We start from the raw sequence: 20,654 nt of genomic DNA on the forward strand, positions 1-20,654 counted from the left end.
ACCCGTGGTATGTTACGCGCCATGCAGACCCAGACGAAGGACGACGCGCAGTGAGGGCGCGGTGGACACGAGGGGCCGCCGCCGTGGCGCTGCTTCTAGCCGGCGGGCTCGCGGCGGGGTGCGCTGCGGACGCCGGCACCCAGGCGGCTGAGCCGAGCGAGGACGTCATCACCTACCTGGAGCCCAACTGGTTCACCAGCCTGTACCCGCCGGCCGCGGGCTTCTACCCGAACGGCGGGGTGGTCAACCAGATCACGGACAGACTGCTCTACCAGGACCCAGACACGCTCGAGCTCTCGCCGTGGATTGCCACGAGCCTGCCCGAGGTCAACGCGGACGCCACCGAGTTCACCTTCGACATCCGCACCGACGTGACGTACTCGGACGGCAGCCCGCTGACCGCCCGCAACGTCGTGGACAACATCGACCTCTACGGCAAGGGCGACAAGTCCCGCCTGCTCAGCCCATCCGAGCAGATCAAGGGGTACGACCACGGCGAGGTCGTCGACGACGATACCGTCCGCTTCCACTTCTTCGAGCCGGCCCCCGGCTTCGCGCAGGCGGTGTCCGTCTACAACGCCGGCCTGCTGTCCGACGCCAGCCTCGCCATGCGCAACGAGGAATTCGGCCCCGGCAACGCCGTCAACGTCATCGGCTCCGGGCCCTTCGTCATCAGCGACGAGCAGCTCGGAACAGAGCTGACCCTGCGCACGCGCGAGGACTACAACTGGGCCCCGCCCGCCCTGGAACACCAGGGCAGAGCGCGCATCGGCGGGGTGCGCTTCAAGCTCGCCCCCGAGGAGTCCATGCGCACCGGCGCGGTGCTCTCCGGCCAGGCAGACATCGCCCGCAGCATCACCGCCCCCGCCGAGCGCTACATGGAAGACGCCGGCGCGCACATCATCTCCCGCGGCACGAACTCCATGAACAACCAGCTCGCCCTGCGGTTTAACCACCCTCTTCTTCAGGACATCCGTGTGCGCCAGGCCATCACCCACGGCATCGACCGCGCCGAGATCCTGCGCGTGCTGTTTTCGCCGTCCTACCCGCTCGCGACCTCGACGGTGGCGGCCACGGGCCTGGGCTACAAGGAGCAGGACCAGTCCGCCTACGCCTTCGACCCGGACGAGTCGCGCCGCCTGCTCGCAGAGGCCGGCTGGACGCCCGGCCCGGACGGGATCGTGCAGAAGGACGGCGAGCGCTTGTCACTGCGCGTCAACATCGCCGGACCCCAGCCGCGCTCCCGGGAGGTGCAAACCATGATCCAGGACCAGCTGCGCCAGATCGGCATTGAACTGACCATCAACTCCGGGGACAACGCCAGCCAGAACGCCGACGCGAAAGACCAGGGGAAGATTCAGATTTACCACTCCATGGTCGGCCGGGCGGACTACGGCGCCATCGAGTCGCTCTACTCGGTCTCTTCCCGCGACGTGTTCATCAACTCGCCGTTCGGCGGGGAGAAGGGGCAGATCGCCGACCAGCACCTCGAAGACCTGCTGCACCAAACGGTCTCGCTTCCCGACAACGCCGACCGCGCCGCCGCCGTCGCGGCCGTCCAGGACTACGTCACCGAGCAGGCCTACTCCATCCCGCTGTTCGAGGAGCCGCAAGTCTACGCCACGACCGACCGCCTGAAGGGCTTCGAACCAGAGGCAGTGGCCCGGCCATCCTTCTACAGCGTCTACCTTGACGACGCCCGCGAGGGGGAGGGGAACTAGATGAGCTACGTTATCCGCAGACTCGCCCAGGCCCTCGTTGTCCTGCTACTCGCCTATACCGCCGCCTTCTTCCTCCTGTCCGCGCTTCCGTCGGACGGCGTCATGGCCCGCTACGCCGACCCGGCGCTGGGCCTGTCCAAGGAGGAGGTTGAGGCGATCCGCACCGAGCTGGGCGTCGACAAGCCTCTCGCGGTGCAGTATTTCACGGCGCTGGGTGGGTTCCTCACCGGCGATCTGGGTTACTCGGTGCGCACCGGGACCCCCGTCGCCGACCTGATCGCCGACGCCGCGCCCCACACCCTCGCCCTCGCGGTCACGTCCGTCGGGCTGGCGGTGGTGGTCGCGCTCGCCGTCGCGTACGTGGCCACGCTGCCGGGGATGGGCGCGGTCGGCGGCTTCTTCCGCTCGCTGCCGTCGTTCCTCGTCTCCCTGCCCGGGTTCTGGGTGGCCATCCTGCTGCTGCAGTTCTTCTCCTTCCGCCTCGGGTGGGTCGACGTGATCGACCCCGGCCCCGTCGAGGGCCTGGTGCTGCCCACGCTCACCCTCGTCGTGCCGATGTCGGCGCCGCTGATCCAGGTGCTGGTGCGCTCGATCGACGAGGTCAAGGCCCAGCCGTTCGTTCAGGTCCTGCGCGCCCGTGGGGCGAGCGAGGCGCGGATTTTCTGGCGTAACGTGCTGCGCAACGCCACGCTGCCCGCGCTGACCACGGCCGGCCTGCTCTTCGGCGAGCTCATCAGCGGCGCAGTCGTGACCGAGACCGTCTTCGCCCGTACGGGGCTCGGGTCGCTGGTGGTCACCGCCGTGTCCAACCGCGACACCCCGGTCCTGCTCGGAATCGTCCTCCTCGCGGCGGCCGCGTACGTGGTGATCAACTTCCTCATCGACATCCTCTACCCGGTAATTGACGTCCGCCTGCGCCCTAAGGAGCGATCATGACAGACACGTTGTTGCGCGCCCCGCGCCGCCGTCCCCGCACCGGCGGGCGCTGGACCGCACCCGGCTCACTCGCCGCGCTGGCCGTGCTCGCGGTGGCGGCTCTCTGGGCCGCCTTCCCGGGGGTGTTCGCCACCGCCGACCCGTACGCGGGCACGGATGTGGCGCTGTTGCCCCCGAGCGGAGAGCACTGGTTCGGGACCGACTCGGTGGGCCGCGACCTCTATTCGCGCGTGGTCTACGGGGCACGGCAATCGCTGTTCGGCGCCGCGCTCGCCGTTCTGGTGGGCCTGGTGGCGGGCACCCTCCTCGGCCTCGTCGCCGGCTCCGCGCGGGGGTGGGTGGACACGGTGATCATGCGGCTCGTCGATGTCCTCCTGGCGATCCCGGGCATCCTCTTGTCGCTGTCGATCATCATCGTCTTGGGATTCGGGTCCCTGCAGGCGGCCTTCGCCGTTGGCGTAGCCACGATCGCCGCGTTCGCTCGCCTGGCGCGCGCGCAGGTGATGACGGTGGCGACGGCCGATTACGTGGAGGCGGCCTACGGCTCCGGTGCGACCCGGGCCCAGGCTCTGGTCCGGCACGTCCTGCCGAACTCCCTGACCCCGGTGATCGCGCTGGCGGCCCTGCAGTTCGGCACCGCAGTGCTCCAGCTGTCCATTCTCGGCTTCCTCGGTTACGGCGCGCCGCCGCCCGTGCCCGAGTGGGGCCTCATCATTGCGGAGGGGCGCGACTTCATGGCGTTCGCGTGGTGGACCATCGTCCTGCCGGGCCTGGCTATCGTCGCGACCGTAATGTCCGCCAACCGCCTGGCGCGCAACATTGGAGTGGAGGAGCAGCGATGAGCACGACGGTGGATGACGGGGGAGCGGCGCGCGAGGTCGCGCTGCGGGTTTCCAACCTCACCGTGGAGTATGCCGCCGGCCGCGGCGCCCAGGCCGTCCGGGCCGTTGACGGCGTGGGCTTCGAGCTGCGCCCCGGCCGCATGACCGCGCTCGTGGGGGAGTCGGGCTCCGGCAAGACCACCTCCGCGATGGCGGCGGTGGGCCTGCTGGGCCCGGCGGCGACGGTGTTGGGCGGCACGATCGAGTTCGGGGGCGAGGACCTCCGCGGGTACTCGCCCGAGCAGTGGCGGGCGCTGCGCGGCGTGCGCATTGGCCTGGTGCCGCAGGACCCGAACAACTCGCTCAACCCCTTAAAGACGATCGGCGCCTCGATCGAGGAGGGCATGGAGATCCACGGTATCGGCGACCGGGCCAGCCGCCGGCGGCGCGCGCTCGAGCTCCTGCGCGAGGTGGGCATCGACGACCCGGAGCGCCGCTACGGCCAGCACCCGCACGAGCTGTCGGGAGGTATGAAGCAGCGCGTCCTCATCGCCGCCGCCGTCGCGCTGGAGCCCGAGGTGCTCATCGCGGACGAGCCGACCTCAGCGCTCGACGTCACGGTGCAGAAGACGATCCTCGACCTGCTCGACCGCATGCGCCACGAGCTCGGCCTAGCGGTTCTCCTCATCACCCACGACCTCGCGGTGGCGGGTGACCGCGCCGACGACATCGTGATCATGCAGGACGGCCGCGTGGTGGAGACCGGCCCGGCCAGCGAGGTGCTCTCCCACCCGCGGCAGGACTACTCCCGCCGCCTGCTTGCCGACGCCCCCTCGCTCGCCGCCTCGAATGCGGGTCACCGCCCGCCGGTGGGGGACGACGTGCTGCTGCGTGTCGACGGCCTCCGGGTGGACTTCGGCGACTTCACCGCGGTCGACGGCGTGAGCTTCGACGTGGCGCGCGGCTCGACCCATGCGCTCGTGGGCGAGTCGGGCTCGGGGAAGACCACCACCGGCAGGGCCATTTCCCTGTTCGGCCCGCCGAGCGCGGGAACAATCACCTTCGACGGCGCCGACATCACCCGCCCGGGCTCTCGGGCGCGGCACCGCCTGCGCTCGCGGATTCAGATGGTGCACCAAAACCCGTTCTCCTCCCTCGACCCGCGTTTGACGGTGGAGGAGATCGTGGCGGAGCCCGTGCGCTACCTGCTGGGTCTGCGCGGGTCGCGGGCACGGGAGAGGGTCCGCGACTTCCTGCGGCGCGTCGCGTTGGAGCCGGAGCTGGCCAGCCGGCGCCCGGCCGAGCTTTCGGGCGGGCAGCGCCAGCGCGTCGCCATCGCGCGTGCCCTCGTCGTCGAGCCCGAGCTCGTGGTCCTCGACGAGGCCGTCTCGGCGCTCGATGTCACGGTGCAGGCCCAGATCCTCCGCCTCCTGGAGGACCTGCAGGCCGAACTCGGCCTGACCTACATCTTCATTTCCCACGACCTTGCGGTGGTCAAGCAGATCTCGGACACCGTGAGCGTCTTCAGCCGGGGCCGGCAGGTGGAGTCCGGCGTCACCGACGATGTGTTCAGCCACCCGCGGGCCGACGTCACCCGGACACTCATCGACGCGATCCCGGGCACCATCTTCCGCGCCCGGAAGTTGGGAGAATACATTGTCTGACCTGATCAACCTGCTTGCCGACGCCACCCCGGACATCGCGCAGCTGCGCGACCGGCGACCCGACGCCACGGAGAACGCCCAGGCGAGTTTCCGCGCGCTGCTGGAGCCCGCGGAGCCCGGCGACTTCCCCCAGGCGTGGCGCTACGCCGTGGCCGCGTTCGTCTCCGGCGTCTCCGGTGCCGGCCGTGCGCACGAGTTCTACCGGGAGCTGCTGGCGGAGGAGGGCGACGACGGGGAGGCGGAAGCGCTGGCGGCCGCGGTCGACGAGGCGGTCGAGCGCGGCGTGTCAACCGGGCCCTACGCGTCCGGCGGGTTCGTCACCTTCGGAACCTCCGACACCGATTCTGCCGGGATCCCCGCGCGCCTCGCGGCGGGGTTGGACTTCGCCCACCTGCTCACCTTCCACCCCGCGGACGCCTCCCCGGCGGCAATCGGCCACCTGCAGGAGGTGGGCTGGAGTGATGACGCGATCGTGTCGCTGGCGCAGCTCATCTCCTTCCTCGCGTTCCAGCTCCGCGTCGTCCACGGCGTAGCCGTGGTGGGGGGATCCGCCGCGGCCCCGCGAGAGGTGCAGCGGGCCGACGGGGTGCCGGATCCCGGCTGGGCCCCGGGCCCGCGCACGCTGACCCCCGACGTGGTCGCGCCGGAGACGTTTGTGGCGCACTCCCTGGGGTGGAAGCCGTGGCTCCAGGCGCTGCCGAAGGGGGAGTTCACCGACCGGCACCGCGACGCGTTGATCCAGCCGCAGCGCATCGACTCCGAGTACTTCCGGCTGCTCGCCCGGGACCCGGACGCGTTGAAGGCGCGCACCCTGACCGACCTCGACATCTTCTACAACACCGACGGCGGTCTGGGGCGCGCCGAACGCGAGCTCGCGGCCACGGTGGTCTCCCGTTTCAACGGGTGCACATACTGCGCGTCCGTGCACCAGGCCCGCTCGAAGGACGAGGGCGGCGACGCCGCGGCGATCGACCGCCTCTTGGACGAGGGGATCGCCGCGGACCTCGGCTCGCCGGCGTGGTCCGCGATCCGCGACGCCGCGGTGGCGCTGACCTCCACGCCGACGCGGTTTGGCGCGGAGCACGTCGACGCGCTGCGCGCGGCGGGGCTGGACGATCTGGCGGTGCTCGACGTTGTCAACGCGTCGGCGTTCTTCAACTGGGCCAACCGCCTGATGCTCACCCTGGGGGAGCCCGACGTTCCGCGGCGCTTCCGGTAGCTAAAACCGTAGAAAACACGTTCGACCTTGGCGCTTGCCGCTGTCGAAGCGCGGGTGCATACTGAGTGGCGTGAGTGGAACACCTATTCGACTACCCCGGGGCCCCGAGGCTGCCCCGGAGCAGCTCAGCCGTGCAGATCGCATCGCTGAGCTGCGCTCACGCATGGCCGCGCTGGGCGGCGAGGTGCCCGAACCCGTGGCGCCCGACACGGATGTCGTGGGCGTCGGGGAGATGTTTCGAACTGTTTTGCCCGGTGGCGGGTTGCCGCGCCGGGCGGTGACCCACGTAAGTGACACGCCCGCGCTGGTGGTGGAGATGGTGGACTCCATAACCGCCGCAGGAGGGTTCGCGGGCGTGGTGGGGTGGCCGGATCTGTCCTACGCCGCGGTTGCGGCCCTCGAGCGGGTCATCGCCGTCCCCGACCCCGGCATCGACCCATTGAGCGTCGCGGGCGTGCTGGTCGAGGGCCTCGACCTCGTGGTGCTGCGCACGCCCCAGGCCATCAACATCAGCCCGGTGCGCGCCCGCCCCCTGCTGGCCCGGGTGCGCAAGGGGCGCGCCGCTCTGCTCACGGTCAACGCCCGCGTTCCTTCGCCCACGCTGACCGTCACCGGCCGGGTGACCGGGTTCCACGGCATCGGACGCGGAGCCGGGCGCATCGCGGGGATGGACATGCGCGTCGAGGCCGCCGGCCACAGGACCGCCTCGGCGGTGATCACGTTCGGAGAGGCGCCGCGGCTGAGCCCACTGAGCCCACTGAGCCCACTGAGCCCACTGAGCCCACTGAGCCCGCTGCGCCCGCTGAGGGCGGTGAGGTGAGGTGCGCGTGGCTGCGGTCTGGTTCCCGGACTGGCCCGTGCAGGCGGCGCGGCTGGAGGCGGGCGATGAGCTGAGCGAGCCCATGGTGGTTGCGGCCCAGCACCGCGTGAAGGTGTGCTCGCGGACCGCGCGCGGGCGCGGGGTGCGGCGCGGAATGAAAATCCGCCACGCCCAGGCGCTGGTGCCGGAGCTGACGGTGATGGAGGACAACCCCGACCGCGACGGGCGGATGTTTGCCGCGCTGGCGGCCAGCTTCGACGATGTCGCCTCCTCCGTGGAGGTCCTGCGCCCCGGCCTCGTGGTGGTGGATGTCGCCGCCGCGGGGAAGTTCCACGGCGGCGAGGACCGTGCCACGGAGATGCTTATCGACGCCGCAGCGCGCCGCGGCATCGACGCCCTCGCCGGAGTGGCGGACGAGATTGCCACGGCGGTGCTGGCCGCCCGTTCCTCCGCCGTGGTCCCGCCGGGCGGCTCGCGGCAGTTCCTGGCGTCCCAGCCGGTTCGCATGCTGCTCGCGGAGGTGGCGCTGGGGGCGGACACGGAGGTGGTCAAGGCGCTGAGTCAGCTGGGCCTGGCCACCCTCGGCGACGTCGCCGAGGTGCCCGCCACGGCGATGTCCACGCGCTTCGGGGCGCGCGGCACCCACATCCACCGCATCGCGTGCGCGGCCCCGGACCGGCGGGTGGCCCCGGAGCTTCCGGTGGCCGATCTGGCGGTGGCGGTCACCCCGGAGGAGCCGATTGACCGCGTGGACGCGGCCGCTTTTGCGGCCCGCGCCCTGGCGGCGAGCCTGCACGCCCGGCTCAAGGCGGCGGGCCGGGTGTGCGTGCGCCTCAAAGTCACGGCCGAGCTGGGCAGCGGCGAGCGGGTGGAGCGGGTGTGGCGCACGCGCGAGGCGCTGACGGAGGCGGGTACAGCGGACCGGGTGCGCTGGCAGCTCGACGGATGGCTCACCGGGGGAGGCGCCGGCGAGATCACCTCGCTGGTGCTGGAGCCGCTGGAGCTGGCGGAGCCGGAGGTCGTGGGCGAGCTGTGGGCGGACGGCACCACCACGGACGAGGCGCGGCGGGTGGTGGAGCGGGTGCAGTCGCAGCTGGGCATCGAGGCGGTGCTCCAGCCGCGGCTGGTTGGCGGGCGCGGGGTGGCGGAGCGGGTGGAGCTCGTCCCGTACGGGGAGAGCAGAGCGGCACCCGCCGCCGCGCCGTGGCCGGGAGCAATCCCGCCCCCGCTTCCGGCCCGCCTCGGCGAGGGGATCGATCACCCGGCGTCGAAGGTGGTGCTCATCGATGCGGAGGCGGCCCCGGTGGGGGTCAGCGCCGAGGTTCTGCTCACGTCGTCCCCGTATGCGCTGGGGTGGGGCACGAAGCGCTACCTGGTCACCGGTTGGGCGGGTCCCTGGCCGGTGGACGAGGGCTGGTGGGGCGCGGCACCGAACCGGGTTGCGCGGCTGCAGGTGGTGGGCGTGCCGGAGGAGGGGAGCGAACCGTGCGGCTGGCTGCTGGTGTGGGTGCGGCAGCGCTGGAGGGTCGAAGCCGTCTACGGGTGAAGGAGTTCTAGGAGGTGGAGATGTCGATTATCAGGCGCGTGGGGTCGCTGGTGAGTTGCACCGAGTAGGGGGCGGCCGTGCGCAGGCCGAGGATAAGCTGCGTCCGGTCGTCGATGGTGCCGACGTTAACGAGGTCGACCACGTTGGAGGAGGCGGCGGAGATGTCGATGGGGGCGGGAGAGGCCAGGCCCGCCTCGGCGCGGCTCACGGTGCCGTCGATGTTGATGTTCAAAAACGCGTTGCCCGCCACCTTGATGGGCTTGCCGATGGTCTCCTGCATGGGCGAGGGGACGTAGTCGACGAACCAGCCGGGTTGGCCCGCGCCGTGCAGCGTGACCACGAGCCGGTCGTACCCGCCGTGGCTGGCCACGGTGACGTCACCGACGGCGAGCTGCGCGGGCGGTTCGGGCCGTAGCGTCTTGGGGGACTGGTCCATGGACGCCGGCGCGACGGGGCCGGGCGTGCCGCCGAGCTTGGCCGCGACGGTTTCCGTGCCGTCCCGCATCGGGGCGGCGTCAGTAGCGCACGCGCTCACGGCGACCGCGGCAGCGCAGGCCACGGCCGCGAGACCCGTCCCGGCAGCTGCTCGTGGAAGACCGACCGACAAAAACATATCAGCCACCGTAACCAGTCCCCCCGGCATTAACGAAATTAAATCCGCCGGAGGCGAAAAAGGTTACAAAACTGTTGCGTAAATGAGGGGGTAAGGTGGGGAGGCATGAGTGCGATCGCCGAAGACATCTTTTGCTCGGATGTGGAAGTGGAGCCCCTGCCTGGCACCGCGAAACGAGGCGACGTGTACGTGCTGTTCGAGTGGCCCGGCCCCTGGAGCAACGACGTCCTCGACGGGGACACACTGGGCGCGGAGCTCAGCGCGAAGATCAAGGCTCACCTGAAGACATTCGGTGCGTCCCTGCAGCTGATCCGCCACCCGACGCGTGAGGGCCGGCGTATCGACGACCACCACCTCTACATCGTCCACACCCGCATCGGGCTCACCGAAGTCAAGCATGTCTCCGGGCCGGAAGCGATCCTGGAGCTCGATTTGTCCGGGCCGGGCAAGAACCACGCGATGGCCAGGCCCACCCCGCTGGTGCTGGTGTGCACCCACGGCAAGCGCGACCGCTGCTGCGCGGTCAAAGGCCGCCCCCTGGTCAACGAGCTGGAAAAGATCTACCCCTTCAACCGGGGCAGCGACGTGGTGTGGGAGACCTCCCACATCAAGGGGCACCGCTTCGCGGCCACCTTGCTGCTCATGCCGTGGGGCTACAGCTTCGGGCGGATGAACCTGGAGGCCACGGAGGCGATGATCGCCGACTCCATGCGCGGGCTGTACTTCGTGCCCGGCAACCGCGGGCGCGGCATCTTCTCCGCGCCCACGCAGGCGGCCGAGGTCGCCCTCGCCGCGCACCTCGCCACCGAGGGGACGCGCATCACCTACGGTCAGCTCCAGCTCGTCAGCGAGGATGTCAGTGGGGATCGGGCGCGCGTCACGCTAATCGACGCCTCCACCAACGCCTCCTATGACATCGACCTGCGCCGGGGCTCTGTCAGCGGAGTGCTGTCCTCCTGCGGCGAGGAGCCGAAGGACGGCGTTGTGTGGGGCGTCGACACGCTCGCGCGCGCTCACTAGCGGCGCATGACCCTCTTCGACAGCCAGTTGCCCAGGAACTGGGCGAGCTGGACCATGATCACAATCACGATCACGGCCGCGAAGGTGACCGCCGGCTCGAATTGGCGGTAGCCGTAGACGATGGCGAAGTCTCCAAGACCGCCGCCGCCGATGTAGCCGGCCATGGCGGACATGTCGATCACCGCGATGAAGATGAAGGTGTAACCCAGGATCAGGGGGCCGAGTGCCTCCGGAAGGATCACGGTGCGGATGATGCGCCACGGCCCCGCGCCCATGGAACGCGCCGCCTCAATCACGCCCGGGTCGATGGAGACTAGGTTCTGCTCCACGATGCGGGCGACGGTGAACGTCGCGGCCACACACATGACGAAGGTGGCGGCCGAGCGGCCGATGGTGGTGCCCACCACCTGCAGGGTGATGGGGTAGAGCATGGCGATCATGATGATGAAGGGGATCGGCCGGAAGAAGTTCACCGCCACGTTGATCAGCCAGTACACGGCGCGGTTCTGCAGGATTGCGCCGGGGCGGGTGGTGTAGAGGAACACGCCGAGCACGAGGCCGAAGAAGCCGCCCACGACCATGGTGATGGCGACCATATACAGGGTGTCGCCGATGGCCTCGACAAACGTCGGGCCGAGTCGCTCCCAGTTGGGTTGCGCGAGGACGAGTGTGTTCATCGGACGATCTCCTCAATGTCGGTGGTGCGCTGCAGGGTGGCCAGGAACTGGCTGATCGCGGCGTCGTCGCCGGTCAACCGCACCGTCATCTTGCCGAAGGAGTGGTTCTGCAGCGTGGTGATTCCCCCGTGGACGGGCTTGACCTTCACGCCTGCCGCCCGGGCGGACTCCACGGCGCCGAAGAAGCCGGAATCCTCATCCAGGTCGACGGTGAACAGTCGGCCGGGCTCCGAGAGCAGGTCGCGGGCCTCCACCTCGTCGGGGGTGTTGCGCAGCGACGTGGCCACGAACCGCCTGGCCACCTGCGTCTGGGGGTTGGAGAACACCTGGTAGACCGAGCCGTACTCGACCACCCGGCCGCCCTCCATCACGGCCACCTTGTCCGCGAGGGAACGCACCACCTCCATCTCGTGGGTGATCACCACGATGGTGATGCCGAGCTCCTCGTTGACTCGGCGCAGCACCTCGAGGACCTCGCGGGTGGTCTCCGGGTCGAGGGCGGACGTAGCTTCGTCCGCGAGCAGGAGAGACGGGTTGGTGGCGAGCGCCCGGGCGATGCCCACGCGCTGCTTCTGGCCGCCGGAGAGCTGCTCGGGGTAGTTCGAGCCGCGGTCCGACAGGCCGACGAACTCGAGCAGCTCGGTCACGCGGCGCTTGCGCTCCGCGGACGGCATCCCGGCCAGGGTGAGCGGGTACTCAACGTTGCCCGCGGCGGTGCGGGAGTTGAACAGGTTGAACTGCTGGAAGATCATGCCGACACCGCGGCGGATGCTGCGCAGCTCGCGCTCCTTCATCCCGGCGATGTCGGTGCCGTCGAGAAGCAGCTCGCCGCTCGTCGGCATGTCCAGGCCGTTGATGAGACGCACGAGCGTCGACTTGCCGGCACCCGAGTACCCGATGACGCCGAGGATCTCGCCGGGCTCGACGGTCAACGTCACGTTATCGACGGCCGTGACCTCGCGCTTGCCCGTGGTGAACACTTTGGACACGCCCCGGAACTCGACCCGGGTACCGGTGGATGACACTACTTGTACTCCTCCACGAGGCCGTCAAGAATCTCGTTGAGCTCCTCCTTGGAGCGCTTGACCTGCACGGCGGTGCCGCCGGAGTCCTGGTTCAGCGCCTCGGTGACCTCGTCGGAGTGCCAGACCTCCACGAGCTTCTCAAACGCCACGTTGTCGAGCTGGTCGCCCTTGACCGTGAACACGTTGATGTAGGGCTCGGCCAGCTCGGAGTTCGGGTCGTCGGCGGCGACGGCGGACGCCGGGTCGATGCCCGCGCGCGAGAGCCAGTTGTTGTTGATCACTGCGGGCCGGCCCTCGTTGTAGGCCGACGGGGTCTGGGCCGCGTCGACCGCCACGACGGAGACCTTGGAGGCGGCCTCGTCGATGTCGGCCGGCGTCGGCGTCAGCTTCGGGGCGCCGTCTTTGAGGGTGACCAGGTCGGCCTGGACGAGCACGTTGATGGCGCGGCCCTGGTTCGACGGGTCGTTGGGGATGGCGACCTCCTCGCCCTCGATGCCGTCGAGGGAGTCGTGGTCCTTCCAGTACAGGCCCAGGATGTTGATCTCGCCCGAGCCGATGATGCGCAGGTCCTTGTTCGCCGAGGCGTTGTACTGGGCCTGGTAGTTGATGGTCTGGAACTTGGAGATCTCGATCTGGTCCTCGTCGAGGGCCGGGTTGACCGGCGGGTACTCGGTGAAGCGGACGATGTCGAGGTCGATGCCCTCTTCCTCGGCCTTCTTCTCGAAGGCGGTCCAGGCCTGCTGGTCCGCGTCCGTGGTGCCGATCTTCACCGTGATGCGGTCGTTGCCTTCACCGGGAGCGTTGGTGCCGGTGGTGGACTCGCCGCCGCAGGCGACGAGGCTCGTCGCGGCGATGGTGGTGGCGGCGACGGTGGCCGCGATGCGCGTGATGTTCATGTGTCGTGATTCCTTAAATACGTGATATACGCTTACTTGCGCTTACGCGCGCTTACTTGGACTCGAGCTCGGTCAGCAGGTCGTTGAGCTCACCCTTGTCACGCTTGACCGGCACGGAGGTGCCCTTGGAGTCCTGGGCGACAGCCTCGGTGACCTTCGGGTCGTGCCAGATTTCGACGAGCTTGCTCAGGGTTTCGTCGTCAATGTCGCCCGAGCGGGAGGCGAAGACGTTGATGTAGGGCTCGGCCTCGGGGGAGTTCGGGTCATCCTCGAACACGGCCAGGCCCGGCTCGATGCCGGCGCGGTCCAGCCAGGTGTTGTTGATGATGGCGGGGCGGCCCTCGTTGTAGGCGGTCGGGGTCTGGGACGCATCAACGGGCACGACGGAGACCTTGGACGTAGCCGCGTCAATATCCGCCGGCGTCGGCGCCAGCGGATCCGCGACGGTGTCCTTGAGGGTGACCAGGTCAGCCTGGACGAGCACGTTGATGGCGCGGCCCTGGTTCGACGGGTCGTTGGGGATGGCGATCTCCTCGCCCTCAATGCCGTCGAGGGAGTCGTTGTCCTTCCAGAACAGGGCCAGGGGCACGATCTCGGTGGAGCCGACGATGCGCAGGTCGTTGCCGGAGTTCTTGTTGTACTCCGCCAGGTACTTGATGTGCTGGAACTTGTTCACGTCCAACTCACCCTGGGCGAGCGCCTCGTTGACCGGGGCGTAGTCGGAGAACTGCACAATGTCGAGGGTGATGCCCTGCTCCGCGGCCAAGTCGCTGAAGACGGACCACGCCTGCTGGTCGGCGTCCGTGGTGCCGATCTTGATCACGGTTTCACCGTTTTCCCCCGTGGTGCCGGGGGTGGCGGTGTTGGCGGATTCAGTGCCGCAGGCAACCAGGCTGGTTGCGGCGATGCCGGTGGCGGCCAGGGTGGCGAGCACTCGGTTGAGTCGCATGGGGTCTCCTTTAAAAAAAGCGAAGTATATCGGGAGAAAATCTATCACCCGGCATACCGCTTAGTCTATTTTCTTGATCGCGGTGAAGGGGGGACGCGGCCCCGGCCGGGGTCTATGGGGTCGGGGAAATACCTGGGCGCACGAGCGGAATCGGGGCCGGTAACAGGGGCCTGCCGCGTGTCACGCGGTGATCTTGTTCACATTGATCGCGTGGCGCGCGATGTGGGCGATCCCTTAAAATACTGACGTGAACAGCGAAATTTCCTGAATTGCTAGACGTCGGGTGGTGTGCTCGGCCCCGAAAAGGTTTCTATCGCCCTATTGAAACGCGTGTCTTGAAATGCCAGCCTGTCGACCGACAGTTAGAAAACTGTCGTGGGTACTTTCTGAAAGCGAGTACAACAGTGAGCACAACAACCAAAGTGGGTGACACCGGGGCGCCGGTAACAAAACTCAACGACGATTTCCCACTTCGATTCGCGCCGCGGAGCTACCGGCGCTGGACCCCGGCAGCCGTGGCAGGCTCCGCGCTCGGCGGAATGGCCTACCTCGCGGACTTCTCCATCGGCGCAGGCATCGGCATCACTCACGGCACGACCAACGCGATAGGCGGCATCCTCATCGCGGCGGTACTGATCTTCGTCTCATCCTTCCCGCTCGCGGTCTATGCGGCGAAGTTCAACCTGGATCTTGACCTGATCACACGTGGCTCGGGCTTCGGCTACTACGGCTCCGTGGTGACCAACATCATCTTCGCCAGCTTCACGTTCATCTTCTTCGCCCTCGAAGGTGCGATCATGGCGCAGGGCTTGAGGCTGGGTCTCGGGGTGCCGTTGTGGCTCGGCTACCTGGTGTCCACGTTGATCATCTTCCCGCTGGTCATCTACGGCATGAAGCTCTTGTCCAAGCTCCAGACGTGGACGAACCCGCTGTGGCTGGTCATGATCGTGCTCCCGCTGATCATCCTCGTCGTTCAGGAGCCGAGCACTGTCACCGAGTTCCTCAACTACACCGGTGAGGGCACCGGTGAAGCGAGCTTCGCTGCAATGATGCTCGCCGCCGGCGTCTGCCTCGCCCTGGTGGCGCAGATTGCGGAAAACAACGACTACATCCGCTTCATGCCACCGAAGACTCCGGAGAACTCTCGGTCGTGGTGGACCTCCGTGATCATGGCCGGCCCGGGTTGGGTGTTCTTCGGCGCGACCAAGCAGATCCTCGGTGTGTTCCTCGCCGTCTACGTCATGAGCCACCTTGGCGCGTCGGCGGCTGAGGCTTCCGAGCCCGTGCGCCAGTTCTTCGCCCTCTATCAGGAAATGATGCCCGCTTGGTTGGCAGTGACGCTCGCGGTGTTTTTGGTGGTGGTCTCTCAGATCAAGATCAACGTCACCAACGCCTACTCCGGATCGCTGGCTTGGACCAACTCCTACACCCGCATCACCCAGACGTACCCGGGCCGCACATTCTTCGTGTTCTTCAACTTGGCCATCGCGTTGGCGTTGATGGAATTCAACATGTTCGGCATGCTCAGCTTCGTGCTCGGCTTCTACTCCAACCTCGCTATCGCCTGGATCTTCACGGTCGCTGCGGACATCGCGATCAACAAGTCCCTGTTGAAGATCTCGCCCGAGTACCCCGAGTACCGCCGCGGCATGATCGCCAACTTCAACCCGGTGGGCCTCGGTTCACTCGGATTGTCCGCAATCGTCTCCGTTGCCATGTTCTTCGGTGCCTTCGGTGAGGCGGCCAGGCCCTACTCTGCGCTCGCCGCGGCACTGATCGCTGTGGTGTGCACCCCGCTGATCGCCGTGTTGACCAAGGGCAAGTACTACCGCCGCCGCACCCACGACGGCATCGACGCCCCGCTTTTCGACGCTCACTTTAACCCTTCCGATGAGCGCTTCACCTGCTGCGTCACAGGTGAGGAGGTTGAACGACCGGACGTGATCCGCTCTGCAACGGATCACCCGGACGGGTCGCCGCGCTACATTTCCTCCCTGGCGCTGACCATGGACAAGACCGGTGAGCACGTTTTGCCCGAGGATCTGGGCCCGCGACAGTAGCTCAGGTGCTGGTAAGGGCCTCGGCGATGAATCGCCGGGGCCCTTTTTCGCTGTCCAGCGACTGAATTGTTGTTATAATTTGCCTCACTGACTCTCTGGTGACCGAAGGAAGCGAGTCCCCATGAAGATTGCGCTTTTCGCGACGTGCATCGTGGACGCGATGGTTCCGACCGCGGCCATTGCAACCACCCGAATTCTGCGGCGGCTCGGACACGAAGTGACGTTTCCCGCTGGCCAGGTTTGCTGCGGCCAGATGCACGTCAACAGTGGCTACTTCGCCGACGCGCTGCCTGTGGTGCGCAACCACGTCAACGCCTTCGACAGTGCCGAGTACATCGTCGCGCCGTCCGCTTCGTGCGTCGCCTCCGCGCGGCACCAGCAGGCGCTGGTTGCGCGCCGGGCCGGTGACCCAGGCCTGGAAAGGGCCGCCGTCGATACCGCCGAGCGCACCTACGAGTTATCGCAGTTCCTCGTCGATGTCCTCGGAGTCACTGATGCCTCCGAGCTCGGTTCGTACTTCCCACACTCGGTTACCTACCACCCCTCGTGCCACGGCAAACGGCTGCTGCGCCTGGGCGACCGGCAGGTGGACCTCGTGTGCAGCGTCGAGGGCGTCGAGTTCACACAGCTTCCCGACTCTGCCGAGTGCTGCGGTTTCGGCGGCACCTTCTCGCTGAAGAACCCGGACGTGTCCGGGGCGATGGCGGAGGCGAAGATCGCCAACATCGAGCGCTCAGGTGCGGACATCTGCACCGGGGGAGACGCCTCATGCCTGTTTCACCTTCAAGGGGCGATGCTGAAGCGGGGCGTCGACAAGCGCACGCTGCACTTCGCCGAAATCCTCGCCGCAACCAAGGAGCAACCGTGGTCAATCTAGGAATGCCCGCCTACGGGCACGGAAACCTCACCCTGGACGCGGCCTTCCCGGACGCGGCGAAGGAGCAGATGGAAAACGCGCAGATGCGGGAAAACATCCGCCACGCCACGCACTCGATTCGTAGTAAGCGAAACGATGTCGTGGCGGAGCTGCCCGACTGGGAGGAGTTGCGCAACGCCGGGTCGGCGATCAAGGAAGGGGTGATGGCGCGGCTGCCGGAGCTGCTGGAGCGCTTCGAGCGCGAGTTCACCGCGCGCGGCGGGGTGGTGCACTGGGCGCGGGACGCGGACGAGGCGAACGCGATCGTGGAAAAGCTCGTGCGGGAAACCGGGGAAAGCGAAGTGCTCAAGGTCAAGTCCATGGCCACCCAGGAAATTGGGCTCAACGAGCACCTCGAGGCGGCGGGGATCCGCGCGGTGGAAACGGACCTGGCCGAGCTGATCGTGCAGCTCGGGGGTGACAAACCCTCGCACATCCTCGTGCCTGCGATCCACCGCAACCGTCGCGAGATCCGCGACATCTTCCGCGGGCACATGGACGGGCCGCTGACCGACGAGCCAGCGGAGCTGGCGGAAGCCGCGCGCACCTACCTGAGGGAGAAGTTCCTGGGCGCGAAGGTGGCGATCTCCGGGGCGAACTTCGGGGTGGCGGAAACGGGCACCCTGGCGGTGGTGGAATCCGAGGGCAACGGGCGCATGTGCGTAACCATGCCGGAGACGCTGATCACCGTGATGGGCATTGAAAAACTCGTGCCGACCTTCGCCGATTTGGAGGTGTACCTGCAGCTGCTGCCGCGTTCCTCGACAGGCGAGCGGATGAACCCGTACACCTCACTGTGGACCGGGGTGCACGAGGGTGACGGGCCGGACAACGTCCACCTGGTTCTGCTGGATAACGGCCGCTCCGCGGTGCTATCGGATCCGCAGGGGCGCTCCGCCCTGCACTGCATCCGCTGCTCCGCGTGCCTGAACGTCTGCCCGGTGTTCGAGCACGTCGGCGGCCACGCCTACGGTTCGACCTACCCGGGTCCGATCGGGGCGATCCTGTCCCCGCAGCTCACCGGCATTGAATCCGAGGCCAACGCGACGCTGCCGTTCGCCTCGACGCTGTGCGGCGCGTGCTACGACGTCTGCCCTGTGAAGATCAACATCCCGGACATCCTCGTCCACCTGCGCGCCGAGGCCGTGGAAAAGACCGGTCAACCTGTACAGATGACGGCGGTGATGAAGGCCACGTCCGTGGCGATGCGCTCCGGGCGACTCATGGCGCTCGCCGAGCGAATTCTCCCTCTCGCGCGTTTTCGGGTTTCGTGGCTGCCCGGCCTCCTCGGCGGGTGGACCGAGCAGCGCATCATCCCCGCGCCGCCGAAAAAGGCCTTCCGCCACTGGTTTAAGGAGAACCGATGAGCGCCAAATCCGACATCTTGGCCAGACTGCACGCAGCGTTGGCGGATAACCCACCGGCCCCGGCCGTGGCGCGGGCATACCGCCGCGTGTCGACGCTTACTGCAGACGAGACCCGAGACATGTTCGTCGACCGCCTCACCGACTACAAGGCCGCCGTGTATTTCGCAGACAGGGTCAATGACCTTCCCGGGGTTTTGGCGGAGCTGATCTCCGGGCCCGTGGTCGTGCCGAGCGGTGTGGATCGCGCGTGGCTGCCGCCCGCCGAGGAGGTGCGCGACCCCTTGGAGGCCTCCTGCGTGGTCACCGGGTCGACAGTCTCGTGCGCAGAGACCGGCACGATCTTTCTCACCGGGCGTGACGACGAGGGGCGCCGCAAGCTCACGCTCATCCCCGACCACCACATCTGCCTGGTGTTTTCCGGCACCATCGTCGAGCTTTTTCCCGAGGCGTGGGAGCGGTTGGGTAGCTCATGCGGCCCGATCACCATGATTTCCGGGCCGTCCGCCACCTCCGACATTGAGTTGGAGCGCGTCGAGGGGGTGCATGGGCCGCGCCGGCTCGACGTTGTGGTTGTTCGGTAGCGGCCTAATCTGACACGAATCCAGCGAATCACGGAAATCGTGTTAGAATAGCGCCTACCTAATCTAATAATATGCAGGTGGGGCGGGGTACATGCTGTCCGGATTTGCTAACCTCTTAGAGCGCCGAAGGGAACTGGAAGATGGGGTTGACGCGATCTTGGGATCCGCCTCGGATGGGCGGGTAAGCAAGACGCGAGAATCGCAGTCCATCGACTTCAAGGAAGAAGCCGGTCGCAGGATCGGTGCAAATATCGAGCCGGGTACGACACAGAATCCGCAGGCGGCGACCAAGCTCGCGGACGAGGTCGCTTGCTACGCCAACACGCCAGGCGGCGGCGCACTGATCGTCGGGGTCGAGGACAAGACCGGGGTGATTATCGGCACCGAGTTGGATATTGATTGGCTCCGGCAGCGGATTTACTCTGGGGTCGGGGTAGCCCCGGACATCGTGGAAAAGCGTGTAGAAGGTCAACGTGTTCTAGTCATCTTCGTCGCGCCCGCACCGGAGCCGGTCCAAGATACGGGCACTAGGCTGCGGTGGCGAGTCCGGGACGCGTGTAAGTCAGTGGATCGTTCCGAGTGGTGGCAGTACCAGCGTGACCACCAAGCCTTCGACGAGATGGCGCAACCGACTAAAGAGACGAGCTCAGACGTTCGCCCCGGCGCTATCGATATCGTCCGACGGACTTTCCCACAGGCAGACGAGCTCACAACGCAGGAGGTGATGCGTCAGATTGGCGCGCTTGGCCCCGATGGCCGGCTCACCGTTGCGGGGACGCTGCTATTTGCGGCGCAAGCAGGCCCGGTAATAGAGCTGACTGTCTTTGATGTGTTCGGCGGCGACATCACTAGTCGGATCGTGGGGGAACCGGGGACCTCGGTGCTCGAGCAGCTTGATCTCATCGAGAGATCCTTGCGCGTGGTGAACAAGAACACCACGATTGTGAAAGGATTCGTTCACGATCCGGTGCCGCTGGTGCCGCACAACGCGGCGCGTGAGGCGCTGCTCAATGCGTTGATCCACCGCGACTGGAGCCGCAGTGAGGCCGTCGCCGTGAGCTGGATTGAGCTGGACAACACGCTAATCGTGCGTAGTCCGGGCGGTTTTCCCTCAGGAATCACTTCTGAGAACGTGTTAAGCAACCGCTCCGCCCGCTACCCGGCGCTTGCGGATCTCTACCGGGCCGTGGGTCTCGTGGATAAGCAAGGGGTGGGAGTCGACAGGATGTACCAGAATATGATCACGCTCGGCCACCGTCCTCCCATCATCGAGGAGGTTTCCGGCCCTTTCGTGGAAACTACACTGGTTGGCGGCCCGCCAGTCGTGCAGGTGCTCGACCTTGTTTCGCGCATTGTGCCGGTGGCGAGGCAGCGGGACTACCGAATCGCGATCATCCTCCACATCCTCATGTCTCGCGCCTTTGTGACGGAAGATGTGGTGGCTCACGGGTTGCAGGCAGGAACGGAGCAGGCACGCAACGCTCTGGAAGCTGCTTCCCAGACCACGGTCGACGGAGAACCGCTTGTTGTGCTTCATCGCCGCGGGACGTGGATTCTCGGGGCGAGCTCAAGGTCTGTGCTGGCTGACAAGCTGCCGTATCTCGGCACTGACCCTGCGTCGATGGAGGAGGTCGCGTTGCTTTGGCTCAACGAGGTGGGGGACATGGCGACGAGCGATGTGATGGTGCTGTGCGGCGTTTCCCGAGGCACCGCCAAGAAGTGCGTGGACAGCATGAACGATGAAGGTGCCGTCGAGATCGTAGGCGGGGGCAGATCGACCCGCTACCGACTGGCAGAGCAGTCAAAGAAGTAGAAAACGTGTT

The 20,654-nt window shown here is 67.3% G+C and carries 18 protein-coding genes; 13 read left to right on the top strand and 5 right to left on the bottom strand.

Annotated features, from left to right (window positions below; genetic code table 11):
• Positions 1-50: 50 nt before the first annotated feature.
• The 7 genes from BLS40_RS09795 (at position 51) to BLS40_RS09825 (ending at position 8,727) form a co-directional block, all read left to right on the top strand.
• The gene (locus BLS40_RS09795; RefSeq protein WP_231908445.1) at positions 51-1,721 is read left to right on the top strand and encodes a TIGR04028 family ABC transporter substrate-binding protein; all 1,671 of its coding nucleotides are present in this window, start codon (positions 51-53) and stop codon (positions 1,719-1,721) included.
• Complete coding sequence (locus BLS40_RS09800; protein WP_092151690.1) at positions 1,722-2,657, top strand: ABC transporter permease; 936 nt, start codon at positions 1,722-1,724, stop codon at positions 2,655-2,657.
• Positions 2,654-3,499, top strand: coding sequence for an ABC transporter permease (locus BLS40_RS09805; protein ID WP_092151692.1), 846 nt, complete (start codon positions 2,654-2,656; stop codon positions 3,497-3,499). Before BLS40_RS09800 ends, BLS40_RS09805 begins: the two co-directional genes overlap by 4 nt.
• Positions 3,496-5,142, top strand: coding sequence for a dipeptide ABC transporter ATP-binding protein (locus tag BLS40_RS09810; RefSeq protein WP_092151694.1), 1,647 nt, complete (start codon positions 3,496-3,498; stop codon positions 5,140-5,142). The genes BLS40_RS09805 and BLS40_RS09810 overlap by 4 nt, the downstream gene beginning before the upstream one ends.
• Complete coding sequence (locus tag BLS40_RS09815; protein ID WP_092151696.1) at positions 5,135-6,361, top strand: alkylhydroperoxidase domain protein; 1,227 nt, start codon at positions 5,135-5,137, stop codon at positions 6,359-6,361. The genes BLS40_RS09810 and BLS40_RS09815 overlap by 8 nt, the downstream gene beginning before the upstream one ends.
• A gap of 70 nt (positions 6,362-6,431) precedes the next feature.
• The gene (locus tag BLS40_RS09820) at positions 6,432-7,181 is read left to right on the top strand and encodes a hypothetical protein (protein WP_231908446.1); all 750 of its coding nucleotides are present in this window, start codon (positions 6,432-6,434) and stop codon (positions 7,179-7,181) included.
• A gap of 1 nt (position 7,182) precedes the next feature.
• On the top strand, positions 7,183-8,727 hold the full coding sequence (locus BLS40_RS09825) for a Y-family DNA polymerase (protein ID WP_092151699.1): 1,545 nt from the start codon (positions 7,183-7,185) through the stop codon (positions 8,725-8,727).
• Positions 8,728-8,734: 7 nt separating this feature from the next.
• On the opposite strand, the gene BLS40_RS09830 is transcribed toward BLS40_RS09825, so the two are convergent.
• On the bottom strand, positions 8,735-9,340 hold the full coding sequence (locus BLS40_RS09830; RefSeq protein WP_456236291.1) for an AMIN-like domain-containing (lipo)protein: 606 nt from the start codon (positions 9,338-9,340) through the stop codon (positions 8,735-8,737).
• A gap of 105 nt (positions 9,341-9,445) precedes the next feature.
• Here BLS40_RS09830 and BLS40_RS09835 point away from each other — a divergent pair, with 105 nt between their 5' ends.
• Complete coding sequence (locus BLS40_RS09835; RefSeq protein WP_092151703.1) at positions 9,446-10,360, top strand: sucrase ferredoxin; 915 nt, start codon at positions 9,446-9,448, stop codon at positions 10,358-10,360.
• On the opposite strand, the gene BLS40_RS09840 is transcribed toward BLS40_RS09835, so the two are convergent.
• From BLS40_RS09840 to BLS40_RS09855, 4 genes are read right to left on the bottom strand one after another with little or no spacing between them, the layout of a single operon-like run.
• The gene (locus tag BLS40_RS09840; RefSeq protein ID WP_092151705.1) at positions 10,357-11,037 is read right to left on the bottom strand and encodes a methionine ABC transporter permease; all 681 of its coding nucleotides are present in this window, start codon (positions 11,035-11,037) and stop codon (positions 10,357-10,359) included. The two genes, BLS40_RS09835 and BLS40_RS09840, sit on opposite strands and share 4 nt — an antisense overlap.
• A complete protein-coding gene (locus BLS40_RS09845) occupies positions 11,034-12,062 on the bottom strand; it encodes a methionine ABC transporter ATP-binding protein (protein WP_092151707.1) in 1,029 nt (342 codons plus the stop codon). Before BLS40_RS09845 ends, BLS40_RS09840 begins: the two co-directional genes overlap by 4 nt.
• Complete coding sequence (locus tag BLS40_RS09850) at positions 12,062-12,958, bottom strand: MetQ/NlpA family ABC transporter substrate-binding protein (RefSeq protein WP_092151708.1); 897 nt, start codon at positions 12,956-12,958, stop codon at positions 12,062-12,064. Before BLS40_RS09850 ends, BLS40_RS09845 begins: the two co-directional genes overlap by 1 nt.
• 52 nt (positions 12,959-13,010) lie before the next feature.
• Complete coding sequence (locus BLS40_RS09855; protein WP_092151710.1) at positions 13,011-13,907, bottom strand: MetQ/NlpA family ABC transporter substrate-binding protein; 897 nt, start codon at positions 13,905-13,907, stop codon at positions 13,011-13,013.
• Positions 13,908-14,311: 404 nt separating this feature from the next.
• On the opposite strand from BLS40_RS09855, the gene BLS40_RS09860 reads away from it, so the two are divergent.
• The 5 genes from BLS40_RS09860 (at position 14,312) to BLS40_RS09880 (ending at position 20,644) form a co-directional block, all read left to right on the top strand.
• Positions 14,312-15,967: a purine-cytosine permease family protein gene (locus BLS40_RS09860; RefSeq protein WP_231908447.1), complete on the top strand. Its 1,656-nt coding sequence runs from the start codon at positions 14,312-14,314 to the stop codon at positions 15,965-15,967.
• Between the two features lie 121 nt (positions 15,968-16,088).
• The gene (locus BLS40_RS09865) at positions 16,089-16,844 is read left to right on the top strand and encodes a (Fe-S)-binding protein (RefSeq protein WP_092151712.1); all 756 of its coding nucleotides are present in this window, start codon (positions 16,089-16,091) and stop codon (positions 16,842-16,844) included.
• A 2-nt stretch (positions 16,845-16,846) separates the two neighbouring features.
• Positions 16,847-18,250, top strand: coding sequence for a LutB/LldF family L-lactate oxidation iron-sulfur protein (locus BLS40_RS09870; protein ID WP_092151713.1), 1,404 nt, complete (start codon positions 16,847-16,849; stop codon positions 18,248-18,250).
• Complete coding sequence (locus tag BLS40_RS09875) at positions 18,247-18,831, top strand: LutC/YkgG family protein (RefSeq protein WP_092151714.1); 585 nt, start codon at positions 18,247-18,249, stop codon at positions 18,829-18,831. The genes BLS40_RS09870 and BLS40_RS09875 overlap by 4 nt, the downstream gene beginning before the upstream one ends.
• A gap of 91 nt (positions 18,832-18,922) precedes the next feature.
• Positions 18,923-20,644, top strand: coding sequence for a DUF5635 domain-containing protein (locus BLS40_RS09880; protein ID WP_092151716.1), 1,722 nt, complete (start codon positions 18,923-18,925; stop codon positions 20,642-20,644).
• Positions 20,645-20,654 lie beyond the last annotated feature (10 nt).

The organism is Corynebacterium mycetoides (assembly GCF_900103625.1).
Classification (GTDB): domain Bacteria; phylum Actinomycetota; class Actinomycetes; order Mycobacteriales; family Mycobacteriaceae; genus Corynebacterium; species Corynebacterium mycetoides.

What these genes read in the sequence shown, in the direction of transcription:
- BLS40_RS09855 (WP_092151710.1), bottom strand. Translation starts at nt 13,907, where the DNA reads ATGCGACTCAACCGAGTGCTCGCCACCCTGGCCGCCACCGGCATCGCC.
- BLS40_RS09875 (WP_092151714.1), top strand. Translation starts at nt 18,247, where the DNA reads ATGAGCGCCAAATCCGACATCTTGGCCAGACTGCACGCAGCGTTGGCG.
- BLS40_RS09850 (WP_092151708.1), bottom strand. Translation starts at nt 12,958, where the DNA reads ATGAACATCACGCGCATCGCGGCCACCGTCGCCGCCACCACCATCGCC.
- BLS40_RS09880 (WP_092151716.1), top strand. Translation starts at nt 18,923, where the DNA reads ATGCTGTCCGGATTTGCTAACCTCTTAGAGCGCCGAAGGGAACTGGAA.
- BLS40_RS09800 (WP_092151690.1), top strand. Translation starts at nt 1,722, where the DNA reads ATGAGCTACGTTATCCGCAGACTCGCCCAGGCCCTCGTTGTCCTGCTA.
- BLS40_RS09830 (WP_456236291.1), bottom strand. Translation starts at nt 9,340, where the DNA reads ATGTTTTTGTCGGTCGGTCTTCCACGAGCAGCTGCCGGGACGGGTCTC.
- BLS40_RS09835 (WP_092151703.1), top strand. Translation starts at nt 9,446, where the DNA reads ATGAGTGCGATCGCCGAAGACATCTTTTGCTCGGATGTGGAAGTGGAG.
- BLS40_RS09805 (WP_092151692.1), top strand. Translation starts at nt 2,654, where the DNA reads ATGACAGACACGTTGTTGCGCGCCCCGCGCCGCCGTCCCCGCACCGGC.
- BLS40_RS09810 (WP_092151694.1), top strand. Translation starts at nt 3,496, where the DNA reads ATGAGCACGACGGTGGATGACGGGGGAGCGGCGCGCGAGGTCGCGCTG.
- BLS40_RS09865 (WP_092151712.1), top strand. Translation starts at nt 16,089, where the DNA reads ATGAAGATTGCGCTTTTCGCGACGTGCATCGTGGACGCGATGGTTCCG.
- BLS40_RS09840 (WP_092151705.1), bottom strand. Translation starts at nt 11,037, where the DNA reads ATGAACACACTCGTCCTCGCGCAACCCAACTGGGAGCGACTCGGCCCG.
- BLS40_RS09870 (WP_092151713.1), top strand. Translation starts at nt 16,847, where the DNA reads ATGCCCGCCTACGGGCACGGAAACCTCACCCTGGACGCGGCCTTCCCG.